Origin of the sequence: Pseudomonas sp. DE0010, assembly GCF_007680745.1 — a bacterium.
GTDB classification, from domain to species: Bacteria; Pseudomonadota; Gammaproteobacteria; order Pseudomonadales; family Pseudomonadaceae; genus Aquipseudomonas; species Aquipseudomonas parafulva_B.
Map to the genome: position 1 here is coordinate 1 of NZ_VEJQ01000036.1, position 18113 is coordinate 18113.

25 protein-coding genes are annotated in these 18113 nt (G+C 60.6%); 19 read left to right on the forward strand and 6 right to left on the reverse strand.

The annotated features are described in order from the left end of the window. Window positions 1-474: 474 nt before the first annotated feature. From FS767_RS20545 to FS767_RS20575, 7 genes are all read left to right on the forward strand, one after another. Window positions 475-1770: an MFS transporter gene (locus FS767_RS20545; protein WP_144967869.1), complete on the forward strand. Its 1296-nt coding sequence runs from the start codon at window positions 475-477 to the stop codon at window positions 1768-1770. 98 nt (window positions 1771-1868) lie between these two features. After that, complete coding sequence (locus FS767_RS20550; protein ID WP_027916365.1) at window positions 1869-2177, forward strand: hypothetical protein; 309 nt, start codon at window positions 1869-1871, stop codon at window positions 2175-2177. A gap of 570 nt (window positions 2178-2747) precedes the next feature. Continuing rightward, the gene (locus FS767_RS20555) at window positions 2748-3857 is read left to right on the forward strand and encodes a 3-deoxy-7-phosphoheptulonate synthase (protein WP_144967871.1); all 1110 of its coding nucleotides are present in this window, start codon (window positions 2748-2750) and stop codon (window positions 3855-3857) included. Between the two features lie 36 nt (window positions 3858-3893). Further along, window positions 3894-4175: a peptidylprolyl isomerase gene (locus FS767_RS20560; RefSeq protein WP_058604152.1), complete on the forward strand. Its 282-nt coding sequence runs from the start codon at window positions 3894-3896 to the stop codon at window positions 4173-4175. A 178-nt stretch (window positions 4176-4353) separates the two neighbouring features. After that, complete coding sequence (gene hbdH, locus FS767_RS20565; protein WP_144967884.1) at window positions 4354-5124, forward strand: 3-hydroxybutyrate dehydrogenase; 771 nt, start codon at window positions 4354-4356, stop codon at window positions 5122-5124. 75 nt (window positions 5125-5199) lie between these two features. Then, entirely contained in the window at window positions 5200-5475 is a 276-nt protein-coding gene (locus tag FS767_RS20570; RefSeq protein WP_027916368.1) for a peptidylprolyl isomerase, read from the forward strand. A gap of 131 nt (window positions 5476-5606) precedes the next feature. Continuing rightward, complete coding sequence (locus tag FS767_RS20575; RefSeq protein WP_144967886.1) at window positions 5607-8090, forward strand: autotransporter outer membrane beta-barrel domain-containing protein; 2484 nt, start codon at window positions 5607-5609, stop codon at window positions 8088-8090. 42 nt (window positions 8091-8132) lie between these two features. On the opposite strand, the gene FS767_RS20580 is transcribed toward FS767_RS20575, so the two are convergent. Further along, on the reverse strand, window positions 8133-8756 hold the full coding sequence (locus tag FS767_RS20580; RefSeq protein ID WP_144967888.1) for a LysE family translocator: 624 nt from the start codon (window positions 8754-8756) through the stop codon (window positions 8133-8135). 129 nt (window positions 8757-8885) lie between these two features. Here FS767_RS20580 and FS767_RS20585 point away from each other — a divergent pair, with 129 nt between their 5' ends. Then, window positions 8886-9707 (forward strand): AraC family transcriptional regulator, encoded by an 822-nt coding sequence (locus tag FS767_RS20585; protein ID WP_144967890.1) that lies wholly within the window; start codon window positions 8886-8888, stop codon window positions 9705-9707. Between the two features lie 97 nt (window positions 9708-9804). Next, window positions 9805-10416, forward strand: coding sequence for a LysE family translocator (locus tag FS767_RS20590; RefSeq protein WP_144967892.1), 612 nt, complete (start codon window positions 9805-9807; stop codon window positions 10414-10416). Here the strand turns inward: FS767_RS20590 and FS767_RS20595 are convergent. Further along, on the reverse strand, window positions 10397-11089 hold the full coding sequence (locus FS767_RS20595; RefSeq protein ID WP_144967894.1) for a metallophosphoesterase: 693 nt from the start codon (window positions 11087-11089) through the stop codon (window positions 10397-10399). The genes FS767_RS20590 and FS767_RS20595 overlap by 20 nt on opposite strands. A 112-nt stretch (window positions 11090-11201) precedes the next feature. Between FS767_RS20595 and FS767_RS20600 the strand changes: the two genes are divergently transcribed. Together FS767_RS20600 and FS767_RS20605 are read left to right on the forward strand one after the other, a co-directional pair. Then, window positions 11202-11942: a carbon-nitrogen hydrolase family protein gene (locus FS767_RS20600; RefSeq protein ID WP_144967896.1), complete on the forward strand. Its 741-nt coding sequence runs from the start codon at window positions 11202-11204 to the stop codon at window positions 11940-11942. After that, entirely contained in the window at window positions 11939-12181 is a 243-nt protein-coding gene (locus tag FS767_RS20605) for a hypothetical protein (RefSeq protein WP_144967898.1), read from the forward strand. Before FS767_RS20600 ends, FS767_RS20605 begins: the two co-directional genes overlap by 4 nt. On the opposite strand, the gene FS767_RS20610 is transcribed toward FS767_RS20605, so the two are convergent. Continuing rightward, the gene (locus tag FS767_RS20610) at window positions 12166-12684 is read right to left on the reverse strand and encodes a methylated-DNA--[protein]-cysteine S-methyltransferase (RefSeq protein WP_144967900.1); all 519 of its coding nucleotides are present in this window, start codon (window positions 12682-12684) and stop codon (window positions 12166-12168) included. The genes FS767_RS20605 and FS767_RS20610 overlap by 16 nt on opposite strands. A 136-nt stretch (window positions 12685-12820) precedes the next feature. Between FS767_RS20610 and FS767_RS22940 the strand changes: the two genes are divergently transcribed. Further along, complete coding sequence (locus FS767_RS22940; RefSeq protein WP_023533860.1) at window positions 12821-12991, forward strand: hypothetical protein; 171 nt, start codon at window positions 12821-12823, stop codon at window positions 12989-12991. Window positions 12992-13083: 92 nt separating this feature from the next. Here the strand turns inward: FS767_RS22940 and FS767_RS20615 are convergent, their stop codons facing one another. Beyond that, window positions 13084-13410 carry a hypothetical protein gene (locus FS767_RS20615; RefSeq protein WP_144967902.1) on the reverse strand — a complete coding sequence of 109 codons (327 nt, stop codon included), beginning with the start codon at window positions 13408-13410 and terminating at the stop codon, window positions 13084-13086. A gap of 213 nt (window positions 13411-13623) precedes the next feature. On the opposite strand from FS767_RS20615, the gene FS767_RS20620 reads away from it, so the two are divergent. The 3 genes from FS767_RS20620 (at window position 13624) to FS767_RS20630 (ending at window position 14623) form a co-directional block, all read left to right on the forward strand. Then, the gene (locus FS767_RS20620; protein ID WP_144967904.1) at window positions 13624-13932 is read left to right on the forward strand and encodes a hypothetical protein; all 309 of its coding nucleotides are present in this window, start codon (window positions 13624-13626) and stop codon (window positions 13930-13932) included. Window positions 13933-14049: 117 nt separating this feature from the next. Further along, window positions 14050-14256, forward strand: coding sequence for a hypothetical protein (locus tag FS767_RS20625; protein ID WP_144967906.1), 207 nt, complete (start codon window positions 14050-14052; stop codon window positions 14254-14256). A gap of 136 nt (window positions 14257-14392) precedes the next feature. After that, window positions 14393-14623, forward strand: a complete 231-nt coding sequence (locus FS767_RS20630) for a hypothetical protein (RefSeq protein WP_058604138.1) — start codon at window positions 14393-14395, stop codon at window positions 14621-14623. Between the two features lie 36 nt (window positions 14624-14659). Here FS767_RS20630 and FS767_RS20635 read toward each other — a convergent pair whose 3' ends face one another. Continuing rightward, window positions 14660-14968, reverse strand: coding sequence for a hypothetical protein (locus tag FS767_RS20635; protein ID WP_100851515.1), 309 nt, complete (start codon window positions 14966-14968; stop codon window positions 14660-14662). A gap of 318 nt (window positions 14969-15286) precedes the next feature. Between FS767_RS20635 and FS767_RS20640 the strand changes: the two genes are divergently transcribed. Continuing rightward, window positions 15287-15544: a hypothetical protein gene (locus FS767_RS20640; RefSeq protein WP_058604136.1), complete on the forward strand. Its 258-nt coding sequence runs from the start codon at window positions 15287-15289 to the stop codon at window positions 15542-15544. Between the two features lie 463 nt (window positions 15545-16007). Here FS767_RS20640 and FS767_RS20645 read toward each other — a convergent pair whose 3' ends face one another. Then, complete coding sequence (locus tag FS767_RS20645) at window positions 16008-16307, reverse strand: hypothetical protein (protein WP_144967908.1); 300 nt, start codon at window positions 16305-16307, stop codon at window positions 16008-16010. Between the two features lie 197 nt (window positions 16308-16504). Here FS767_RS20645 and FS767_RS20650 point away from each other — a divergent pair, with 197 nt between their 5' ends. The 3 genes from FS767_RS20650 (at window position 16505) to FS767_RS20660 (ending at window position 18072) form a co-directional block, all read left to right on the forward strand. Further along, the gene (locus FS767_RS20650; RefSeq protein WP_144967910.1) at window positions 16505-16837 is read left to right on the forward strand and encodes a hypothetical protein; all 333 of its coding nucleotides are present in this window, start codon (window positions 16505-16507) and stop codon (window positions 16835-16837) included. Window positions 16838-16935: 98 nt separating this feature from the next. Continuing rightward, on the forward strand, window positions 16936-17496 hold the full coding sequence (locus tag FS767_RS20655) for a nucleotidyltransferase family protein (RefSeq protein WP_144967912.1): 561 nt from the start codon (window positions 16936-16938) through the stop codon (window positions 17494-17496). Between the two features lie 60 nt (window positions 17497-17556). Further along, window positions 17557-18072, forward strand: a complete 516-nt coding sequence (locus FS767_RS20660; protein ID WP_144967914.1) for a GrpB family protein — start codon at window positions 17557-17559, stop codon at window positions 18070-18072. The last annotated feature ends 41 nt before the right edge of the window (window positions 18073-18113 follow it).

Below are 18113 nucleotides of genomic sequence, written 5' to 3' on the forward strand. Positions count from 1 at the left end.
GCTCGGCCTCCTGAAGTCGCGATCTGCGGCGCCTGAACTACCGCGCGCTTAGAAGCAAAAGCCAAAGCAACGGCAACAGCAACAGCAACAGCAACAGCAACAGCAACAGCAACAGCGGGAGCGGGAGCGGGAGCGGGAGATTTGCCTGGAAAAGACATTGGCATGTCTTTCCGAGACTGCGGCATCGCGCCGCAGGCAGTCAACCCTTGGCAAAACCCTGCAAGCCCGTAGAATCGCGCTTCCTTTTCGCCCGTCGCCTTGAACGGTGGCAACCGGCAACCAAGACCGAGTCCGCGCCTGACCCCATGAACGCTCATGTGAAATAGGCTCAACCCTCCCCGCCCGGCCGTCTTCTCGCATGGCCAAGCGGTTGAGTCTTGCCCAGGTCGCATCCGTGCAGCCTCTACCCTATCCGGGTCGATCGGCGTGCGCGCTCGAAAAGGCCAACCTTCGCATATCCAACTTGAGGTACCTATGTCTGCGCGTTTGCTGGCCATGGCGCTGGCGCCGCTGCTCGGGCTGTTCATCATTGCCCTGGGCAACGGCTTCATGTCTTCTCTGACCACCCTGCGACTCGGCGAGGCTGGCGAGTCTGCCACCACCATCGGCATCGTCTCGTCCACCTACTTCATCGGCCTGACCCTGGGCGCGATCTTCAATGATCGGCTCATCCTGCGCATCGGCCATATCCGCGCCTACACCAGCTTTGCATCGCTGATCGGCGTCACCATCCTGCTGCAGGGCCTGTTCTATGACGTGACCTGGTGGTCGGTGCTGCGCCTGATCAATGGCTGGGCGGCCGTGGGTGTGTTTCTGGTGATCGAGAGCTGGTTGCTGCTGGCCGGGGACGCCAAGATCCGCGGTCGCCTGCTGGCCTTGTACATGATCGCTTTCTATGGCGCCGGGGTGCTGGCCCAGGCAGGGCTTGGCGAGATTACCCGCCTGGGCGAGACGGCGCCCTTCATGCTGGCGGGTGTGCTCACCGCGCTGTCGGTGTTGCCGATCGTGATCCTGCCACGGGTCTCGCCGCTGCTGGACCAGGTCGAGCCGCTCAAGCCGCGGCAACTGCTGGGCGTGGCACCCTCGGGGCTGGTGGGATGTTTTGGTTCGGGGGTGGCCATAGCCGGGATCTACACGTTGCTGCCGCTGTACCTCCAACGTATCGGGCTGGACGTCGGGGAAGTGGGCAATATGATGGCCTGGGTCATCCTCGGGGCCATGCTGCTGCAATACCCCGTGGGGCGTTGGTCGGACCGCAAGGATCGCCAGGACGTGCTGATTGCCCTGGCTGCGGTGTGTGCTGCGCTGGCGCTGGTCACCGTATTCCTGCCCTCGGATGCGTTCCTGTTACCGGCGATGCTGTTTCTGCTGGGCGGCGGGGTGTTCACCCTGTACCCGGTGGCGGTCAGCCATGCGGCCGACCGGGCCCCATCCGATGCCCTGGTGCCCATGATCCAAGGGCTGCTGCTGATCAACTCGCTGGGCTCGGCGATGGCGCCGATGGCGATTTCGCCCGTCATGACCGAGTTTGGCGAAGCCGGGCTTTTCTGGGCCTTTGCCGTGGTCAACCTGTTGATGGTGGGCTTTTTCCTGTGGCGGCGCGGCAAGCGTCCGGCCGCGGAACACCCTGCCCCGTTCACCGCCTCCACCACCTTCTCGCCTACCGGCGCTGAACTGCGGGTTACCGAGGACCTGATGCATGCTGCGCAGGAGCATCCTCCGATGGAAACGGCCGAACCCAAGCCATCGCAGCATGGCGAGGCCTGTTGAGGTAAGCGTGCCGTAAACGACCATCCGTCGCCCTCAGGGCACCTCCTGTGCAGGCCTTTGCCAAAGCAATGACAGATTCCATGCACAGGAGCTTCGCCATGATTCGCATCCGTAGCCTTTCGCTGTCCGTTGCTTTCGCCCTGGCCACCCTGGCCGGTACCAGTCAGGCCGCTACTGACACTACCAACACCGACATGCACCCGAAAACCGACCAGATGGGCGGCAAGACTGCAGGTGAAGGCAGCAGCGTGAATACCCCAGGCAGCAGCCGTGACAATGACAGCAGCAACGCCGGCGCAGCAGGTGCCCATGACGGTGCGGCGGGCGGCTCCAACAGCACCGGCGAAGCCACAGGCTCCGGCGCAGGTGCCACCGGTGGGCAAGCTGAAGATCAAGACAGTCACTAAGACCACGCTCTCGTGACCCTCTAACGTAATCACCCCATCGATTACGCTCATAGCATTTTTCCATTGAATGGCCCGCGCAATGTGAAGTAAGCTCGGGTTCATTCACTGGAGAGCAGCATGCAAGCAACCATCCACACACTCGTCCCTGCCACTGGCCGCGCTTCGCGCCCAGTATCGGCCGTGACCGTGTGCGTGAGTGCACCTGCCTCCTATTACTTCGGGTATTGGTTTAGCCACTAGGCGCCGATACCCACACGGCGTCCACCTTCGAGGGGCCGCCGAACATGAGAATACTCAAACCCCCGGTCGACCTCCCGACCGGGGGTTTTGTTTTTCAGGCCTACACCCAAACGATTCAGAGGACAGATTCATGAAATACGACACCTATTACGTAGCTGGCACCTTCACCTGGCGATTTAGCCACGTCCGCTCGGGCCAGCCTGCCGCCTCCGATCGGTTCTGCACAGGTGGCACTGCCTCAACCAATAGCCAATCACCGATCTGTCGAACACCTCGATAGGGCCGACCGCGCAGGCTATAGCGCCTGCCGTCCGCCCAAGGAAACCTCCCATGCAAGCATCCAGCCTCGCCCTGCCTCTGACCCAACCTCAAGCTGCCAATACCGCTGTCAGCCGCCGTCTTCCCAGTCCGCACCTGCTCAAACAGCAGATGCCGCTCTCTGCCTTGCTCGCACACCAAGTCCAGGCGCACCGCCAAGCCATTTGCGACATTCTCGAAGGGCGCGACCACCGCCTGCTGGTGATCGTAGGGCCGTGCTCGCTGCATGATCCCCGCTCGGCGCTGGAATACGCCGATCGCCTGGCCGCGTTGAGCCGCCAGGTCGACGATCGCCTGCTGCTGGTGATGCGTGCCTACGTGGAAAAGCCGCGCACGACGGTGGGCTGGAAGGGCCTGGCCTACGATCCCCACCTCGATGGCAGCGACGACATGCACGCCGGCCTGGCCCTGTCGCGGGGGCTGATGCTGGGCATGATCGAACGGGGCCTGCCGGTCGCGACCGAATTGCTGCAACCCATGGCTGCTGGCTACTTCGACGACGTGCTGGCCTGGGCTGCCATCGGCGCCCGTACCACCGAATCGCAGATTCATCGGGAAATGGTTAGCGGGCTGGCGCTGCCGGTGGGCTTCAAGAACGGCACCGATGGCGGCGTGGCCATCGCGACAGACGCCATGCGCAGCGCTGCCCATGCCCATCGGCATTTCGGCATGGATGCACAGGGCTACCCTGCGATCGTCGAAACCCTGGGCAATGCGCACACTCACCTGGTGCTGCGCGGTGGCCACCAGGGCCCGAACTACGACGCCCACAGCGTCGCCCTGGCCCGCCAGGGGCTCGCCAAAGCGGGCCTGCCTGCGCGCATCATGGTCGATTGCAGCCATGCCAACAGTGGCAAGGACCCGGCCCGGCAACCGGCTGTGTTCAACGAGGTGTTGCAACAGCGGTTGAATGGCGACGCCTCGATCGTGGGCATGATGATCGAAGGGCACCTTTTCGAGGGTTGTCAGGCGCTCGGCAAAGGGGCACTGAAATACGGCGTGTCCATCACCGATGGCTGCCTTGGCTGGAGCACCACCGAAACGCTGTTGCACAATGCGGCACGACGTCTCGGTGAGCGGCAGGCCGAACCCTGCGAGACACAACCGGTTGAAGTGCGTTAGGCTTTGCCTCATTACCCTCCCAAGGAGCAGTACCCCATGGCACGTGCAACCGCCCGTCACATCCTGGTCAACAGCGAAGATAAGTGCAACGAACTCAAGGCCCAGATCGAAGCGGGTGCCGACTTCGGTGAAATCGCCAAGGCCAATTCCACCTGCCCGTCCAGCCGTCAGGGTGGTGACCTGGGCTCGTTCGGTCCTGGCCAGATGGTCAAGGAATTCGACACTGTGGTCTTCAGCGCCCCGGTCAACACCGTACAGGGCCCGGTCAAGACCCAGTTCGGCTACCACCTGCTGGAAGTGACCAGCCGCCAGGACTAAGTCCTGCGAAGCAAGCCTGGTAGGAGGGAGTGGCTTAAAGCCGCTGCATTGGCGTCCTGCGAAGGTCCCCACGGAACCTTTGATCAGCCGCTCCGCTCCTACGCTCAGCCCATCCCGGGCGATGCCCAATGGCTTTCTTCGTTCCAGTCAGCGCCGGTGCGCTGCTAGGGAGCTTTGCATGACCCTCAAAGGCAAGACAGCAGTGATCACAGGTTCTACCAGCGGCATTGGCCTGGGCATTGCCCATGTGCTGGCGCGAGCGGGGGCCAGCATCGTGCTCAACGGCTTTGGTGATCCTTCACCGGCCATCGCCAGCCTTGAGCAGTTAGGGGTGCAGGTGCGGCATCACCCCGCTGACCTTGCCGATGCTGCTCAGATCGAGGCCCTGCTGGCCTTTGCCGAACAGGCATTCGGTGCCGTGGACATCCTGGTCAACAATGCAGGCATCCAGCATGTGGCACCCGTCGAGCACTTCCCGGTGGACAGCTGGGACAAGATTATTGCCTTGAACCTGTCTGCGGTCTTCCACGGCACTCGCCTGGTGCTGCCAGGCATGCGCGCCCGCAACTGGGGGCGCATCATCAACATCGCCTCGGTTCACGGGCTTGTCGGCTCCACAGGCAAAGCCGCGTACGTCGCCGCCAAGCATGGGGTGATCGGCCTGACCAAGGTCGTAGGGCTGGAAACCGCCATGAGCGGCGTGACCTGTAATGCCCTGTGCCCAGGCTGGGTGTTGACGCCGCTGGTGCAGCAGCAGATCGACGCACGTGCAGCAACCGGCGTCGACCCCCAGCAGGCAGAGCGGGACTTGCTCGCGGAAAAACAGCCCTCCCAGGCGTTCGTAACCCCTGAACACCTGGGCGAGCTCGTGCTGTTTCTGTGCAGCGAGGCTGGCAGCCAAGTACGTGGTGCAGCCTGGAACATGGACGGTGGATGGCTGGCGCAATAAGCCATGCCGATTCGCGCGGGTAGCGGTGCGTCGGGCATAATGTCGGCTTTCTCCCGCTGCATGCACAGGTAGATCATGAAAGCCCAAGCCCGCCACATACTGGTCAAGACTGCTGACGAAGCCGAAAAGCTCAAGCAGCGCATCGCCAAGGGTGAGGCGTTCGATGTGCTCGCCAGGAAGTTCTCCCTCTGCCCCTCGGGCAAACGTGGCGGCGATCTCGGGGAGATTCGACCTGGGCAGATGGTCGGTGCGATCGACCAGGTCATCTTCAAGAAACCCCTGCGCGTGGTGCATGGGCCCGTGAAGAGTAAGTTCGGGTATCACCTGGTGCAAACGTTCTACCGCGACTGAATCTCTGCACTGCCGATTCATGCTCATCACCTAGCAGTTCTGCCAGTTGTCTCCTGCAAGCCTGCCTCTGTAAAAAGTGCCTGAACCCGCGCAATCGACGATGCGCGCTGGCTTCGAACGGAGGATTTGCTATGCGTGTACGACTGATTGTGGGCTCACTGAGTCTGCTGGGCGCAGCCCTGCCATCGGCTCAGGCAGCTTGCACATTTTCCCCGGGCGCCGGTAACGCCACGTATGTCTGCGACAGCGGGTCATCGCCTTCGCTCTTCGATACCGAGGGCGACAACCGCCTGGTGTTTCCGGCGAATGGCACCGGCGCCATCGAAGGCGATGTCACCTTCGGTCCAGGCCGGGACAGTATCGACATGGCCTCCGGCACGATCGCCGGCAACGTCAATCAGGGCGGCGGCATCGATGACTTCGTCATGAGCAGTGGCGTGATCGAGGGCAACGTCAACCAGGGTGACGGACTGGACACCTTCTACATGTCCGGCGGCTGGATCAAGGGCACCTTCGACAGCGGCGACTACGCCGAAATGGATGGCGGGCGGATCGGAAACGTCAACCTGCGCCTGGACAAGAATACCTTCATCATGCGCGGTGGCAGCGTTGACAGGAACGTCATCGCCGCGTTCGACACCGATTACATCGAAGTCTTCGACGGCACTATTGGCGGCAATATCAGTGTCAGCGGTGGCGACGACAGCGTTTTGATTCATGGCGGCAGTGTCGGGGGGGATGTGTTGCTCAGCACGGGTAACGATCGCTTTGTCTGGGATGGCGGGACGATCGGCGGAAAAGTCGATGCCGGGCCGGGCGATGACACTGCGCTGCTATCCGGTCTCAACCCGGAAACGCTGATCATCACGATCGATGGCGGCGAAGGCAACGATGCGCTCACGCTCGATAATAGCCGCGCAGTGGGCGGTGCTCGTTACCTCAATTGGGAGACGGTGGCGTTGACCAATCTCAGCCAGCTGGCGCTCAACGACACCCTGGTGCTTGGAGACGCCGGCACCGGAACCGGCAGGCTCACGCTCGACAGCAACAGCGTCCTTGCCTCCAGCGAGGGTGTGATCACAGCGTTTGGCCCAGGGCAACGCGCATCGGTGAGCAACGCCGGAACGCTCAACCTCACCGAGGGTGGCGATGCCCTGGGCCGTCTTACTCTCCAGGGCGACTATGTCGGCGAAAACGGCCTCATGCGCGTGAACAGCGTACTGGCCGGCGACAATGCGCCCTCTGATCGGCTGGTGGTCAGCGCCGGGTCCATAACGGGGACGACCGGCCTGATCGTCAACAACCTGGGGGGAGCCGGTGCACCGACACCCCAGAACGGTATTCAGGTGGTGGAGGCCCGCGACGGTGCCACCAGTACGGCCACCGCCTTCGTGCAAACGCAAACCCTTTCAGCGGGCGCTTACGACTATCGATTGTTCAAAGGCGGCGTCACCGCCGGCAGCGAGAACAACTGGTACCTGCGCTCGACGCTGGTAGCGCCACCGGTGGTAGCCACGCCGGTTGAGCCCGAGGTGCCTGCCGAGCCGGATCCCGAACAACCGGCTGCACCGCAACCGGCGATCACCCCGCCGGTTGCCGCTCCGGCCCCAGGGCAACTGGACTTGCCCGCCCCGACCGCCGGCCACCAGAGCCTGCCGCTGTATCGCCCCGAGGTCGCGGTCTACGCCGCCGCCCCCAGGGGGGCTGCTGTCGTGGTGCGCCAGGCACTGGGCACTTTCCATCAGCGTCAGGGTGATCAGCAGCTGCTGGAGGGCCAGGGCGCATTGCCTGCTGCTTGGGGTCAAGCGTATGGCGGCGCGCTCCGGCAACAGTGGAGCGGTACTGTCAGCCCTAGCCTCGATGGCGACCTGTATGGCTTCAAGGTTGGTCAGGACGTGTACGCTCATGTGAGTGATACCGGCGCCCGTCAACACGCAGGGGTGTACGTGAGCCAGTCTCGCTTGACGGCCGGCGTCAAGGGCTTTGCATTGGCGCAGGCGGACCGCAGCGTCGGTGACCTGCGCCTGGATGGCAAGAGTGCAGGTGCGTACTGGAGCTGGGTAGGTGCAGACGGTGGCTATGTGGATGGCGTTTTGCAATACACCCGTCTGGATGGGCGGGCGCGCTCGGACCGCGGCGACAAGCTGGACCTAGACGGGGACGCCTGGGCCGCTTCGCTGGAAGCCGGCGTGCCCATAGCCTTGTCATCGCACTGGGCAGTCGAGCCCCAGGCCCAGGTCATCGCCCAGAAAACCAGGTTCGATACCGCCAGCGATCGTGTTTCGCGCATCGATCATGACGCGCAGGTCGAGCTCACTGGCCGCATCGGGCTACGCCTTGAGGGGCAATTCAAGCCCAACGGCGCCAGGCTGCTGCAGCCCTACGCGCAAGTGAACCTGTGGCATGGAGACGGCGGTCGGGACACGCTGGTGTTCGACAACACGGACAAGGTAAAGACCGATTACCGCTATACCGCCCTGCAAGCCGAGGCAGGTGTTGCAGCGCAGCTCAACACCTCATTGAGCGTGCACGGCGGGGTTCAGTACACGACGCACCTGGACAGCCGTGAACAGGAGGCTAGCGGCGTCAACCTGGGTGTGCGCTGGCAGTTCTGACACGCAAGAGGGGCGCGCGGGTAATACGCGCCCTGGCCTTCTTCAACGCCGGACGACCAACAGCCCTGCTCCAGCGCTTGCCAGCAACGCGGCACTGGTGCGATTGAACAACTTACGCGGCCGTGGTCTTGAAAACCATCGCTGCAAATAGGCGCCGATTGCGGCGTATAGCGCGATAGCTGCCCACTCCAGCAGCAGAAACAGAGCGCCCAGTAGCAGGAACTGTTGACCTACAGGGACGGGGCTGGCGACCGACACGAACTGTGGCAAGAAAGCCGTGAATATCAAGATGGCTTTCGGATTGCCTGCTGCAACCATGAATTCCTGGCGCGCCACACGCCAAGCACTGCATGGCGGGTACCCAGCCTCGACGGCCGCGGCCACTGGCGCACGCCACAGTTGCCACGCCAGGTAGAACAGATACACCGCCCCAACCACCTTTATCGTCAGGAACAGGGTTTCGCTGGTATGCAGGACTACGGCCAGGCCCATGGCCGCAAGGCCTATCATGCCGCTGAAGGCCAGCAGGCGTCCTACCCCTGCAAGGCACGCGGTACGCAAGCCATAGCAACTGGCGTTGTGCAGCGACAACAGGTTGTTGGGGCCTGGTGCCATGTTCAGGGCAAAGCAGGCCGGTATGAAAAGCATCAGGCTGGCAAGGTCCATCTCTCTCTCCTCTGAATTCACGGGCTGTATCGCAGGTACCGGGCCGCAGCGTCAAGGTACAGCCACGCGCCACAACTGTACGGGCGAGCAGCGGCTGTTTAAGCTGTCGGTCATCACAAGGACCCTTCGATGCCCCATTCCACTACCACCCTGTGGCGAGACCCGCGCTTGCCGCAGGTCGAGAGCCGCCGCGCCTGTAACAGCCGAGCCTGCTACAAGCCCCATAGCCATCCGACATTCTCCATCGGTGCCGTGGACGCAGGTTCCAGCCTGTTCACGGGTGCAGGCTGCGGTACCGAGCGGCTCACCCCCGGTACGCTGGTGGCGGTCCCCGCGCACCGGGTCCATGCCTGCAACCCCGAGGCAGACCAGCCCTGGAGCTACCAGATGGTGCATGTGGATGCGAGCTGGCTGGCCGAGTTGCGCACTGAGTCCGGCCTGCCCTGCGGCGCCCCTGAGCAACCGGCGCGTGTCAGCCGGGATGCCGAGGCGTACCGCCGGTTCTGCCAACTCAATGCCGTGCTGTTTTCCGAGGCGGCCGCGGTGCACAAGGAGGCCGAGTTGATCGCTTTTCTGTGCGACATGGATTTGGACACCTTCTCGCCCTTGGCCGCAGCACCCGTCCTTCAAGCCCCGGCGCTGCAGGGCTTGCTGGCGGACCTGCGCGACCAGGACCCGGCTCGCCTGACCGTGGAGTCACTTGCCCGTGAGGCCGGCCTTGGCCGTTATCAACTGATTCGCGCGTTCCGCGCTGCCACAGGCCTGACTCCGCACGCCTACGTGCTCAACGCCAGGATCAACCAGAGTCGTCGACTGCTCCGGCAGGGTCACCGATTGGTGCAAGTCGCCCACGACTTGGGATTCGCTGATCAAAGCCATTTCCAGCGGGTATTCAAGGCGCATGTCGGGATCACACCCGGGCTGTACCTCAAGGGTAAGACCACAAAGTAAGGCTGCGCGGTCATCACCTGCAATATTGTTCAATACGCGGGGTGCATGCACCCGCACACTCGGGCAACTGACCTCAAGCGCCGAGTAACCTGCGACCATGCAAGCGTTTATCCTGATTGCCCTTGCCCACTTCCTGGCGCTGTTGTCGCCAGGGCCGGATTTCTTCCTGATTGCCCGAACTGCCATTGCCAGCGGCTGGCGCGTGGCCAGCGGTGCATGCCTGGGCATTGCCTTGGGCAACGGGGTATTCATCGTGCTGGCATTCACTGGAGTATCCATACTGCACGAGGGCAGCGTGCTGTTCGCCCTGTTGCAACTGGCTGGTGCGGTTTACCTGATCTATCTGGGTATTGCCTTTGTGCGTCATGCCGGCAGTACCAGCGTCTGCGCGACTTCGGGCAGCACATCGCCCACTTGGTGGCGCAACCTGCAGATGGGCCTGCTGTCAGGCCTGCTCAATCCTAAAAATGCCTTGTTTTATGCAAGCCTGGCCAGCCTGGTGGCGGGCAGTTCCACGGTGTGGAAAGTGTCGTACGGGGTCTGGATGTTCTGCGCGGTGCTTGCCTGGGACTTGCTGGTCGCCGTCGGCATAGGCCACCGGTGGGTGCTGCGGCGATTCAACGCTGCCCTGCCCTTGCTCGAACGGTTGTCGGGCCTCGTGTTGCTGCTGCTCGGCATGGGTTTGCTGATCACACTGGCCTGGCGTTGACCAGCGTCAGCGTACGTAGGTCCATCAGGCTGAAATACCCGCTGGCCCATCCCCCGGTATCCAGATGCCACACATTGCCCAGCTGCCTGACAGACTGGACGGTGGTATGGCCGACCAGCAGGGCACGCAGCCCATTTATGGGCGTGGTATCGCCCTGCTTCAAACGGCGCCTTGACCACAGGCAGGTCTCAAGCACGTCTGGATCATCGCCCAGTTCGAGCCAGGTACGCAGGGTCGACCAGTCATCGAACGGGCTGTCGGCATGCAGCAGGCCCACCGGGCCGCTTGCCGACTCGACCTGCAAGGCGATTGGCATCTGTTCGAAACGCTCGACGATGCGCAGCTGTTCAGCGGCCGCTGAATCGATGAACCATCCACCCCCGGCCGCACGGTACATGGCCAGGTCCAGCCGGCCGCCGCGCACCAGGTTGATCGCCAGTGACTCGTGGTTGCCCTGGACCGCGTAAAACCATGGCTGCTCCAGCCAGTGCAGGGCTGCCCGGCTCATTGGTCCGCGATCAACCAGGTCGCCAACGCTGAACAGCCGATCCTTGCCCGTATTGAAACCGACGGCGTCCAGGCTTTGCTGCAACCGGTCGAAATGGCCGTGTATGTCTCCCACGGCCAGGTCTCGACCCAGAACATTGGCGCCAACAACCTGGAAACGCTGCATGACCTGATTCCTTTGCAAGTAGGCAAAGACCCTAGGCCCTTGCCTGGACAGCATGGCACAAGCGTCTGGTCGGGAGTATGCTCGGCGATCACGTACCAGGGAAGGAAGTGTCATGAAGCTGTGCGCTGCGCAACTGGGTTCACTCAAGGGCGATGTGGCTGCTAACGTCAGGCGTCATCTGGCCTGCATCGAACAGGCCGCGAACGTGGGCGCTGCCGTGATCGTCTTTCCCGAGTTGTCATTGACCGGTTACGAACCCAGCATTGCCCGTCAGGCTGCGCTGCCCTTGGACTCCCCACATCTGGACCCGCTGCAAGCGGCAAGTGACCGCCTGGGCATCATCGTTGCGGCGGGATTACCATTGCCAACCCCGAACGGCATCCAGATCGGCATGCCGATCTTTACCCCAAGCGCCCCGCGCCAAGCCTATGCGAAACAGCGCCTGCACGAAGATGAGCTGCCCTACTTCAACGCTGGGGCGAGCACTTCGCTGATCCAGGCGGCGCAGCACCGAATCGCGCCGGCCATCTGCTATGAATCCATGTTCATGGCCCACGCTGCATCGGCCAAAGAACGAGGGGCAGACATCTATCTGGTCAGTGTGGCCAAGACGGCAAAAGGCGTAGGGCAAGGACACGCGCATTATCCGCAGGTGGCTCGAGAACTGGGCTTGATCGTGCTGATGGCCAACTGCGTTGGACCTGCTGACCATTTTGTGGCGGCCGGTGGTTCTGCGGCATGGGACAGTGAGGGCCGCCTGCTGGGTTGCCTGGACCCTCACAGCGAAGGCATGCTGCTACTGGACACCGAGGCTGGCACTGCCAGCATCATGCCGCTGGATGCGCCAGCGTGATCTACTTGGTAATGGCCCTGGCGAGCTACGGGCTAAGCTACTACGTGGTCGGATTGCTACTCGATGGCCATGTGGCTGACATCGCCGAGGGTATGCGCCATCGCACCGATGCCCCGACCCCAGGTCAATACCTGCGCGCCGTTGAGCAACGGTTGCGCCGGGTGCGCTGGGAGTACTCGCTCATGGTAGGTACGGTCCTGACGGCGACGTCGTGCGCCGGCGTCTACTGGCTAGGCTGAAGCTGCAAATCCAATGGCAACGTTTGCCGGCCTTCGAGGGCCAGTAGCAACTGCTTGGCTGCCAGCCCACCGGCAAAGCCGGTAAGCCCGCCGCTAGCCCCTATGACGCGATGACAGGGTGCGATGATCGAAATCGGATTGCGCCCATTGGCAGCCCCCACCGCCCGCACGGCACTGGGGTTGCCGATTTGCTGGGCGATCTGACCGTACGTGCGGGTTTCACCGAAGGGGATGCTCAGCAGCGCGTCCCACACCTGACGCTGGAACGCCGTTCCAGTGAATGTTAAGGCCAGATCGAAACGTTGACGTTTACCGGCAAAGTATTCGCTCAGTTGATGTGCGGTTTCGATCAGAACAGGGCAGCGGTCGTCACGCTGCAGCGGGCCAAGGCGTACCCTGTTCTCTCGTTCCTGCTCCCACAGCACGGCGATCAGCCTTTGATCCTGAGAGACGAGGGTCAGCGTGCCCACTGGCGATGGCATGAGGGTGTACAAGCTGGGCATATCGCGACTCGGGATTAAAAGGGCAGCTTGCGACGGGGTGCTTATGACAAAGCGACTAACCGTAATGGAACTGAATTACTGCGAATCAGCACCGGTCAACACTTGTGAACGCTGCAAGAAACTGACGAGGTGAATCATGACTATCGAAGCTGAGACGCTCGCACAACTCGCACAAGCCCTGAAGGCACAAGGGGCCAGGTTGATCGCTGACCTGACGTTCATCCGCGCGCCTTACCGGTGCGGCAAGCGCTGGGTATGCAATGTAGTACGCCGCAAAACCGCACGCAAGCCTGCACTGCTCCAATGAACGGCGAGCGAAATCACCACACTGTTCGATAGGCGAAGGACCGCCCTTTTTCCTGCAATCACCTCCGTAGGCAAACCCGCCCACTGCATGTGTCAATCAAGGCATTCGCGTGCCGCCACCCTCAGCTTGTCGCCTGACAGAAAGCTGCCTTTGTAGAACGTTGCACGGCTACCCTCGCCCGACTCGACCACCTCCAACACATCATCGGTCGTCACCGCACTTGGCGCTGTCATGCGTACGCCATGGGGTATGGATTTCTGCGTTGAATTGGGTGCCAGTGCTCGCCATTGCGGCATGACGCAGGCTGCATATTGCTGGGGCGTTTTGGATGTGAGTTTGCTGGCAGTGGGCTTGCCTGGCGAGGCGCAGCCCACAAGTGCTAGGCACAGCGCCGGTACGACATAAAGGTAGTTAGGCATTTATTTGGCCTCGATCAGTCGCGGGCATTTTAGCAAGCAGAGCAGGAACGAGGAATGGACCATCGTCGAATGCTGGAAACATCGCGGTTGCCCTTTATTGAACTACCTGCGGAACGAATGCAGCCTGTGTTGTTTCTGATGAGCAATCATGCACGGCCACGGTGATGTGGCACTGCTTGGCTGATCTAATTTGGCTATTCGTTGGAGTCCTACATGGGGTGGTGGCTTGAAGTGCTTGCACAGTTTGCGACCTCCACTGGTCTGGCCATGGTGTGCATCCTGGTCTTTTGGACCTATGGACTGGCGTTCGGCAGGCTTTACATGAAGCTGCTCGCTTGTCTGCTGGCCAGTGTTCTACTGATGGTCGCTGCATTCCCGCACGGGGTGAATTTTGCTACAGGACTGGGCGCATCAGTGGGCAACAGTCACTCACTGTCGTTGTTCTTGGCTGACGCCACCGGGGTTATCGCTGCGGTTCTGATCGCATCTTTTTTCTTCAATCCGGAACGATTGATAGAGTAGCCGGCGCTGCGCACGCTGTCGCCTGACAGTTCTGCCAGTAGCATGGGCAGGTAGAGACTGGCAATGTCATCAGGCCAATCCCGGCACAAGAACGCCTTACTTAAGGATGCCGAACCCATGAACGAGCCGTCCAAACAAACGCGGTTGTTTTACCAGAACAATAAGCTGGTGACCCTTGTGAGCCCCGAACAGCGTCAGCAGATCTTTCGCTCCCCTGATACAGCGCTTGCAGAAGCCCGTGCTGATGGTGGCCCTGCCTTACTGGGCACGGACGCTCAAGGATCGGTGCTGATGGTGCAATCCGAAGACCAGGCACCGTCCTGATAGGGGGCGCGGCTAGGTGGAGAAACAGAGTGCGTCCAGGCGCTTTATCGCCCTGCGCCGTTGCCGCAAGCATCGCAAGGCGCAGCGGACGTGGACATGCTAACGTTGACGCATCTTTCAGCGAGTCAACGTGTTCATGGAATCACTCGATTGCATCAAATCGGACTTGGTCAAAACCGCAGATCATCTAGAAGCGCTTGGCAAAGCCCTCAATGGCCATGCGCGCTTCATACAGGCGCGGGGTGCCCATCCTGATCAGATCGACGTGGACGCACACATTGAAGCCCTTGCACAGGTAACCGAGGCCCTGCGTGAGGTAGCAACCAAGATGCAGAGCTCGCTTTGCCCTACGGTGCCTAACAAATAACGCATTGTGTTTGATCCCAAGGCATTGAAGATCGCCTCAACGAAACCTGAGCTTGACCACCTTGCTCAAAGCCCACCCGCTGAACACGTAGAACAGGTCCAAGTACAAGCGGCCGGCATAATTGGGCATTGGGTGGTTATCGATGAGCTGCTCAGGGCCAGGGGTAGGCGGCATGAGCGCGTAGAATGCATTCGGGATCAGGGCCAAGGCGATTAGCAGCAAGTAGGTTGCCCCTCTGATCCATTGCGCGCGTGGTGAAGGCTTGGCTGACCACTTGACGCCGTAGTACGCGATCAGCCCTGCTACGGGCAATATCCAGAAATGTGTTGGGATACCAATGAACATTTCAGCTACAGCACTTCTTGTTTCCACGCACATTCCTCCGATTGAATAAGCGAAGTATTGCGGTTGGGTTCGTCAAAAGCAAAGCGCCCATCAGGCCTATACGCGTTTGGCCTGCTACGCCAGCGCTCAGCTGGCCATCTTCAGGAAAGGCATCGGTTACTCCCCGGAGGCCAGTCACTGTCGCTGGGTTTGCATCCAGCGTGGATGCAAACCCAGTACACGTTTCGTACCGCGCGTAGTAGCGTTCGCCTTTCGACGAACTGCCAAGGTCCGTTGTTATTGCCCACGGACCGGGCCACTCACGAACTGGGAAGTCAAATGGAACACGTTCATTCCGTCAGTCAAGACGTCATTGATTCAGCACTCATCGCGTTTTCACGTTTCAAGATTGGTGAAATCAAGGTATTCGATCTTGAAAGTGCAATGAGTTATGAAGCCGGGCAAGCGCTTGCCCGCAGCGGACTGGTGCGATTCTCGATTCACAAGATGCCTTCGGGGCGGTACCGCATCAGTGACGAAGGCGAAAACGCGATTACCGAAGCAGGCCGAGCACGGCTGGAGGTGATACGGGGCTGAGTCGGTGATTGGCTGCGATCAATCACCAAAGATGCAGCGGCACGCGGCACGGGGTGACCCGTGCCGCCTCGCTCCATCAGGTACCCTGACTCCAATGAGCGGCGATCGCCAATACAACGAAAGCCACCACCGCTTCCACAACGAGGTAGATACCGTAGAAGTCCTCTGAAAACATACGCAACTATCCGCTTGAAAGACGACTGTCCACTGCCGGGCGCTCCGGCGCGTAAGTCAGATAAGCGATGGCATTCAGAAGTTCACGCCCAGTGAGCACTATCAGGCAACGCCGGGCGGTATCCCATCTTTGTTCTTGTCCTTGAGGCGCGCTTTTTCCTCCTCGGTGGCGTGAGCCGGTACCTCATCTTTCTTGGGTTCATGCGGCTGATCAGTCATGCTCAAGCTCCTCAACGTGTCATGCGTTAGGCATTGGTCGCGCCCGGCAGTTCAGACGTATCGGCAGCCATCACGTTCCATGATCACGCTTCGGGACACCCAGGGAATTGCACGAAGCCACTTCACGGGCCTTCATGACGCCCCAGGCCAATGCCCGGGACATGGACTCCTTTGGGCGGTCATCGAACGCCTCCTCATAGACAGGCATGCCGCCTGGGGCATAGACACCGATGAACAATTGAACCCGGCCTTTTCGTGACAAGCGAACCTGAACGTTGATCGACGTTCTGTCGATCAACGTCTCTTCGTGCGCGCGGTGGTGCAACGTAGGGTCAGCCCAGGACCAGAACACACTGCCGCGCATCCGCATCGCGCCTCCTAATACTTTAGTCTAATGGCCACTACGAGGGACATTAGCTGCCCGCCGCTTGGGCTACTAGCAAAATATGGCATCGAGCCTTATTGATCAGACGAGCGGAAAACGTCAGTGCCATAATGCAGGACTATGCCGACAGGGAGCCATTGGCGATGCCTGGACACACTGCACATCTGCCGCGAGCATAAATCATGAACACGCTGGTTACCTTCTTCGCAGCCGCGGTGATGCCACTGTTGGCGATTAGCCTGACGGTCATGGCGCACCGGCATGTCATGAAGAAATGGCGAGCGAAGATCGATACCGAACTTGCAGATGCCTTGAGCACCTTGGGGGTCACTAGGTACACATTGCTGCTCGACAAATTGACCTCGCCCAGTACGGACAGAACCGCCCAGGTCTATCGCATCCTCCGTGGCGAGCGTGGAGACCATTATCTGTTCATGAAAATTGGAGACCAGCAAGGCCTGCTCAAGCCGCTGAGCAAGGAACGGGCTTTGTTGGCTGTGCGGGTCAATGGCTAGCACGGCTAAGACTCGGTCGAGCAACGGCCTCAGTCACACGCCTACCGGCGAACCGTCAGGTATGCTAACGCTCCCGAACGCTAGCAAGGACCTCACGCGTGGGTAGACTCAACGACGAAGGCCTAGTGCAGATCATTCTCGAGAACCGGATAAACAGAGCCTTACTCGAAATTCTTCCGAGTCTTGATATTCCACGCACCTTATTGGTAGCAGGTGCTTTATTTCAGACGTACTGGAACCACCGTTGCGCACGCCCTGCCGAATGGGGTATCAAGGATTATGACATCGCCTACTACGACCCCGACCTGTCCTGGGATGCAGAAGACCAGGTCATTCAGCAGGTACAGGAGGCCTCTGCGCACTTGGGCGTCAACGTCGAGATCCGGAACCAGGCCCGTGTGCACCTGTGGTACGAGCAGAAGTTCGGAGGCACTTACCCTCCATTGGAACGGGTGACGGACGGAATAGATCGCTATTTGATACGCTCAACTTGCCTCGGCCTCGAAACCCACACCTGCAGGCTTTACAGCACCTACGGCTTAGAGGACTTGGAGGACGACAGACTCAGTATCAATGAGCTCAATCCCCGGCCCGATTTATTCCGGCAAAAAGCCGCTAGTTACCAGGCGCGGTGGCCGTGGCTTCGATTGGTTGAGTGAGTCAGCCACAACGGCCATACGATCACTTGCTCAGGTATCAAACTCTCCTAAGGAAAGGAAATGGCACTGACAAGCCACATCATGCCCTACGACTCTCTGTGGCCGGCTCGCTTCAAAGCAGACAAACCGTCCATCGCTTCAGCGTTTGGCGAGGACCTGATTGCCATCCATCACGTGGGTAGCACTGCGGTACCTGGGCTCGCTGCGAAACCCGAGATCGATGTACTAGTTGAGGTTCACAATCACCATTGCGCCTCTGCACGGGATCGCGTACTTATCGATCTGGGATACAGACGTGGGAGTGATCTAACGCCTGATCATCATTTCTACCGACGTGATGTGCAAGGCGTCCGTACGCACAAGCTTCATGTTTGCCGACAGGGTCATGTTTCAATCGCACGGATGCTGGGATTCCGAGACCTGCTCCGGCAAGATCCTGCACTGCGCCAACAGTACCAGTCGCTAAAGCTCCAGTTAGAAGCCAGCAATGTCAACGGCATGGCAGAGTATCTCGAAAAGAAAGCACCGTTCATCATTGAGACGCTGCTCAAGGCTGGCGTGATCGCGTCCAGGTGACCAACCAGCCTCAAGTCGAGCGCCTGATCAGCGGCTCAAAA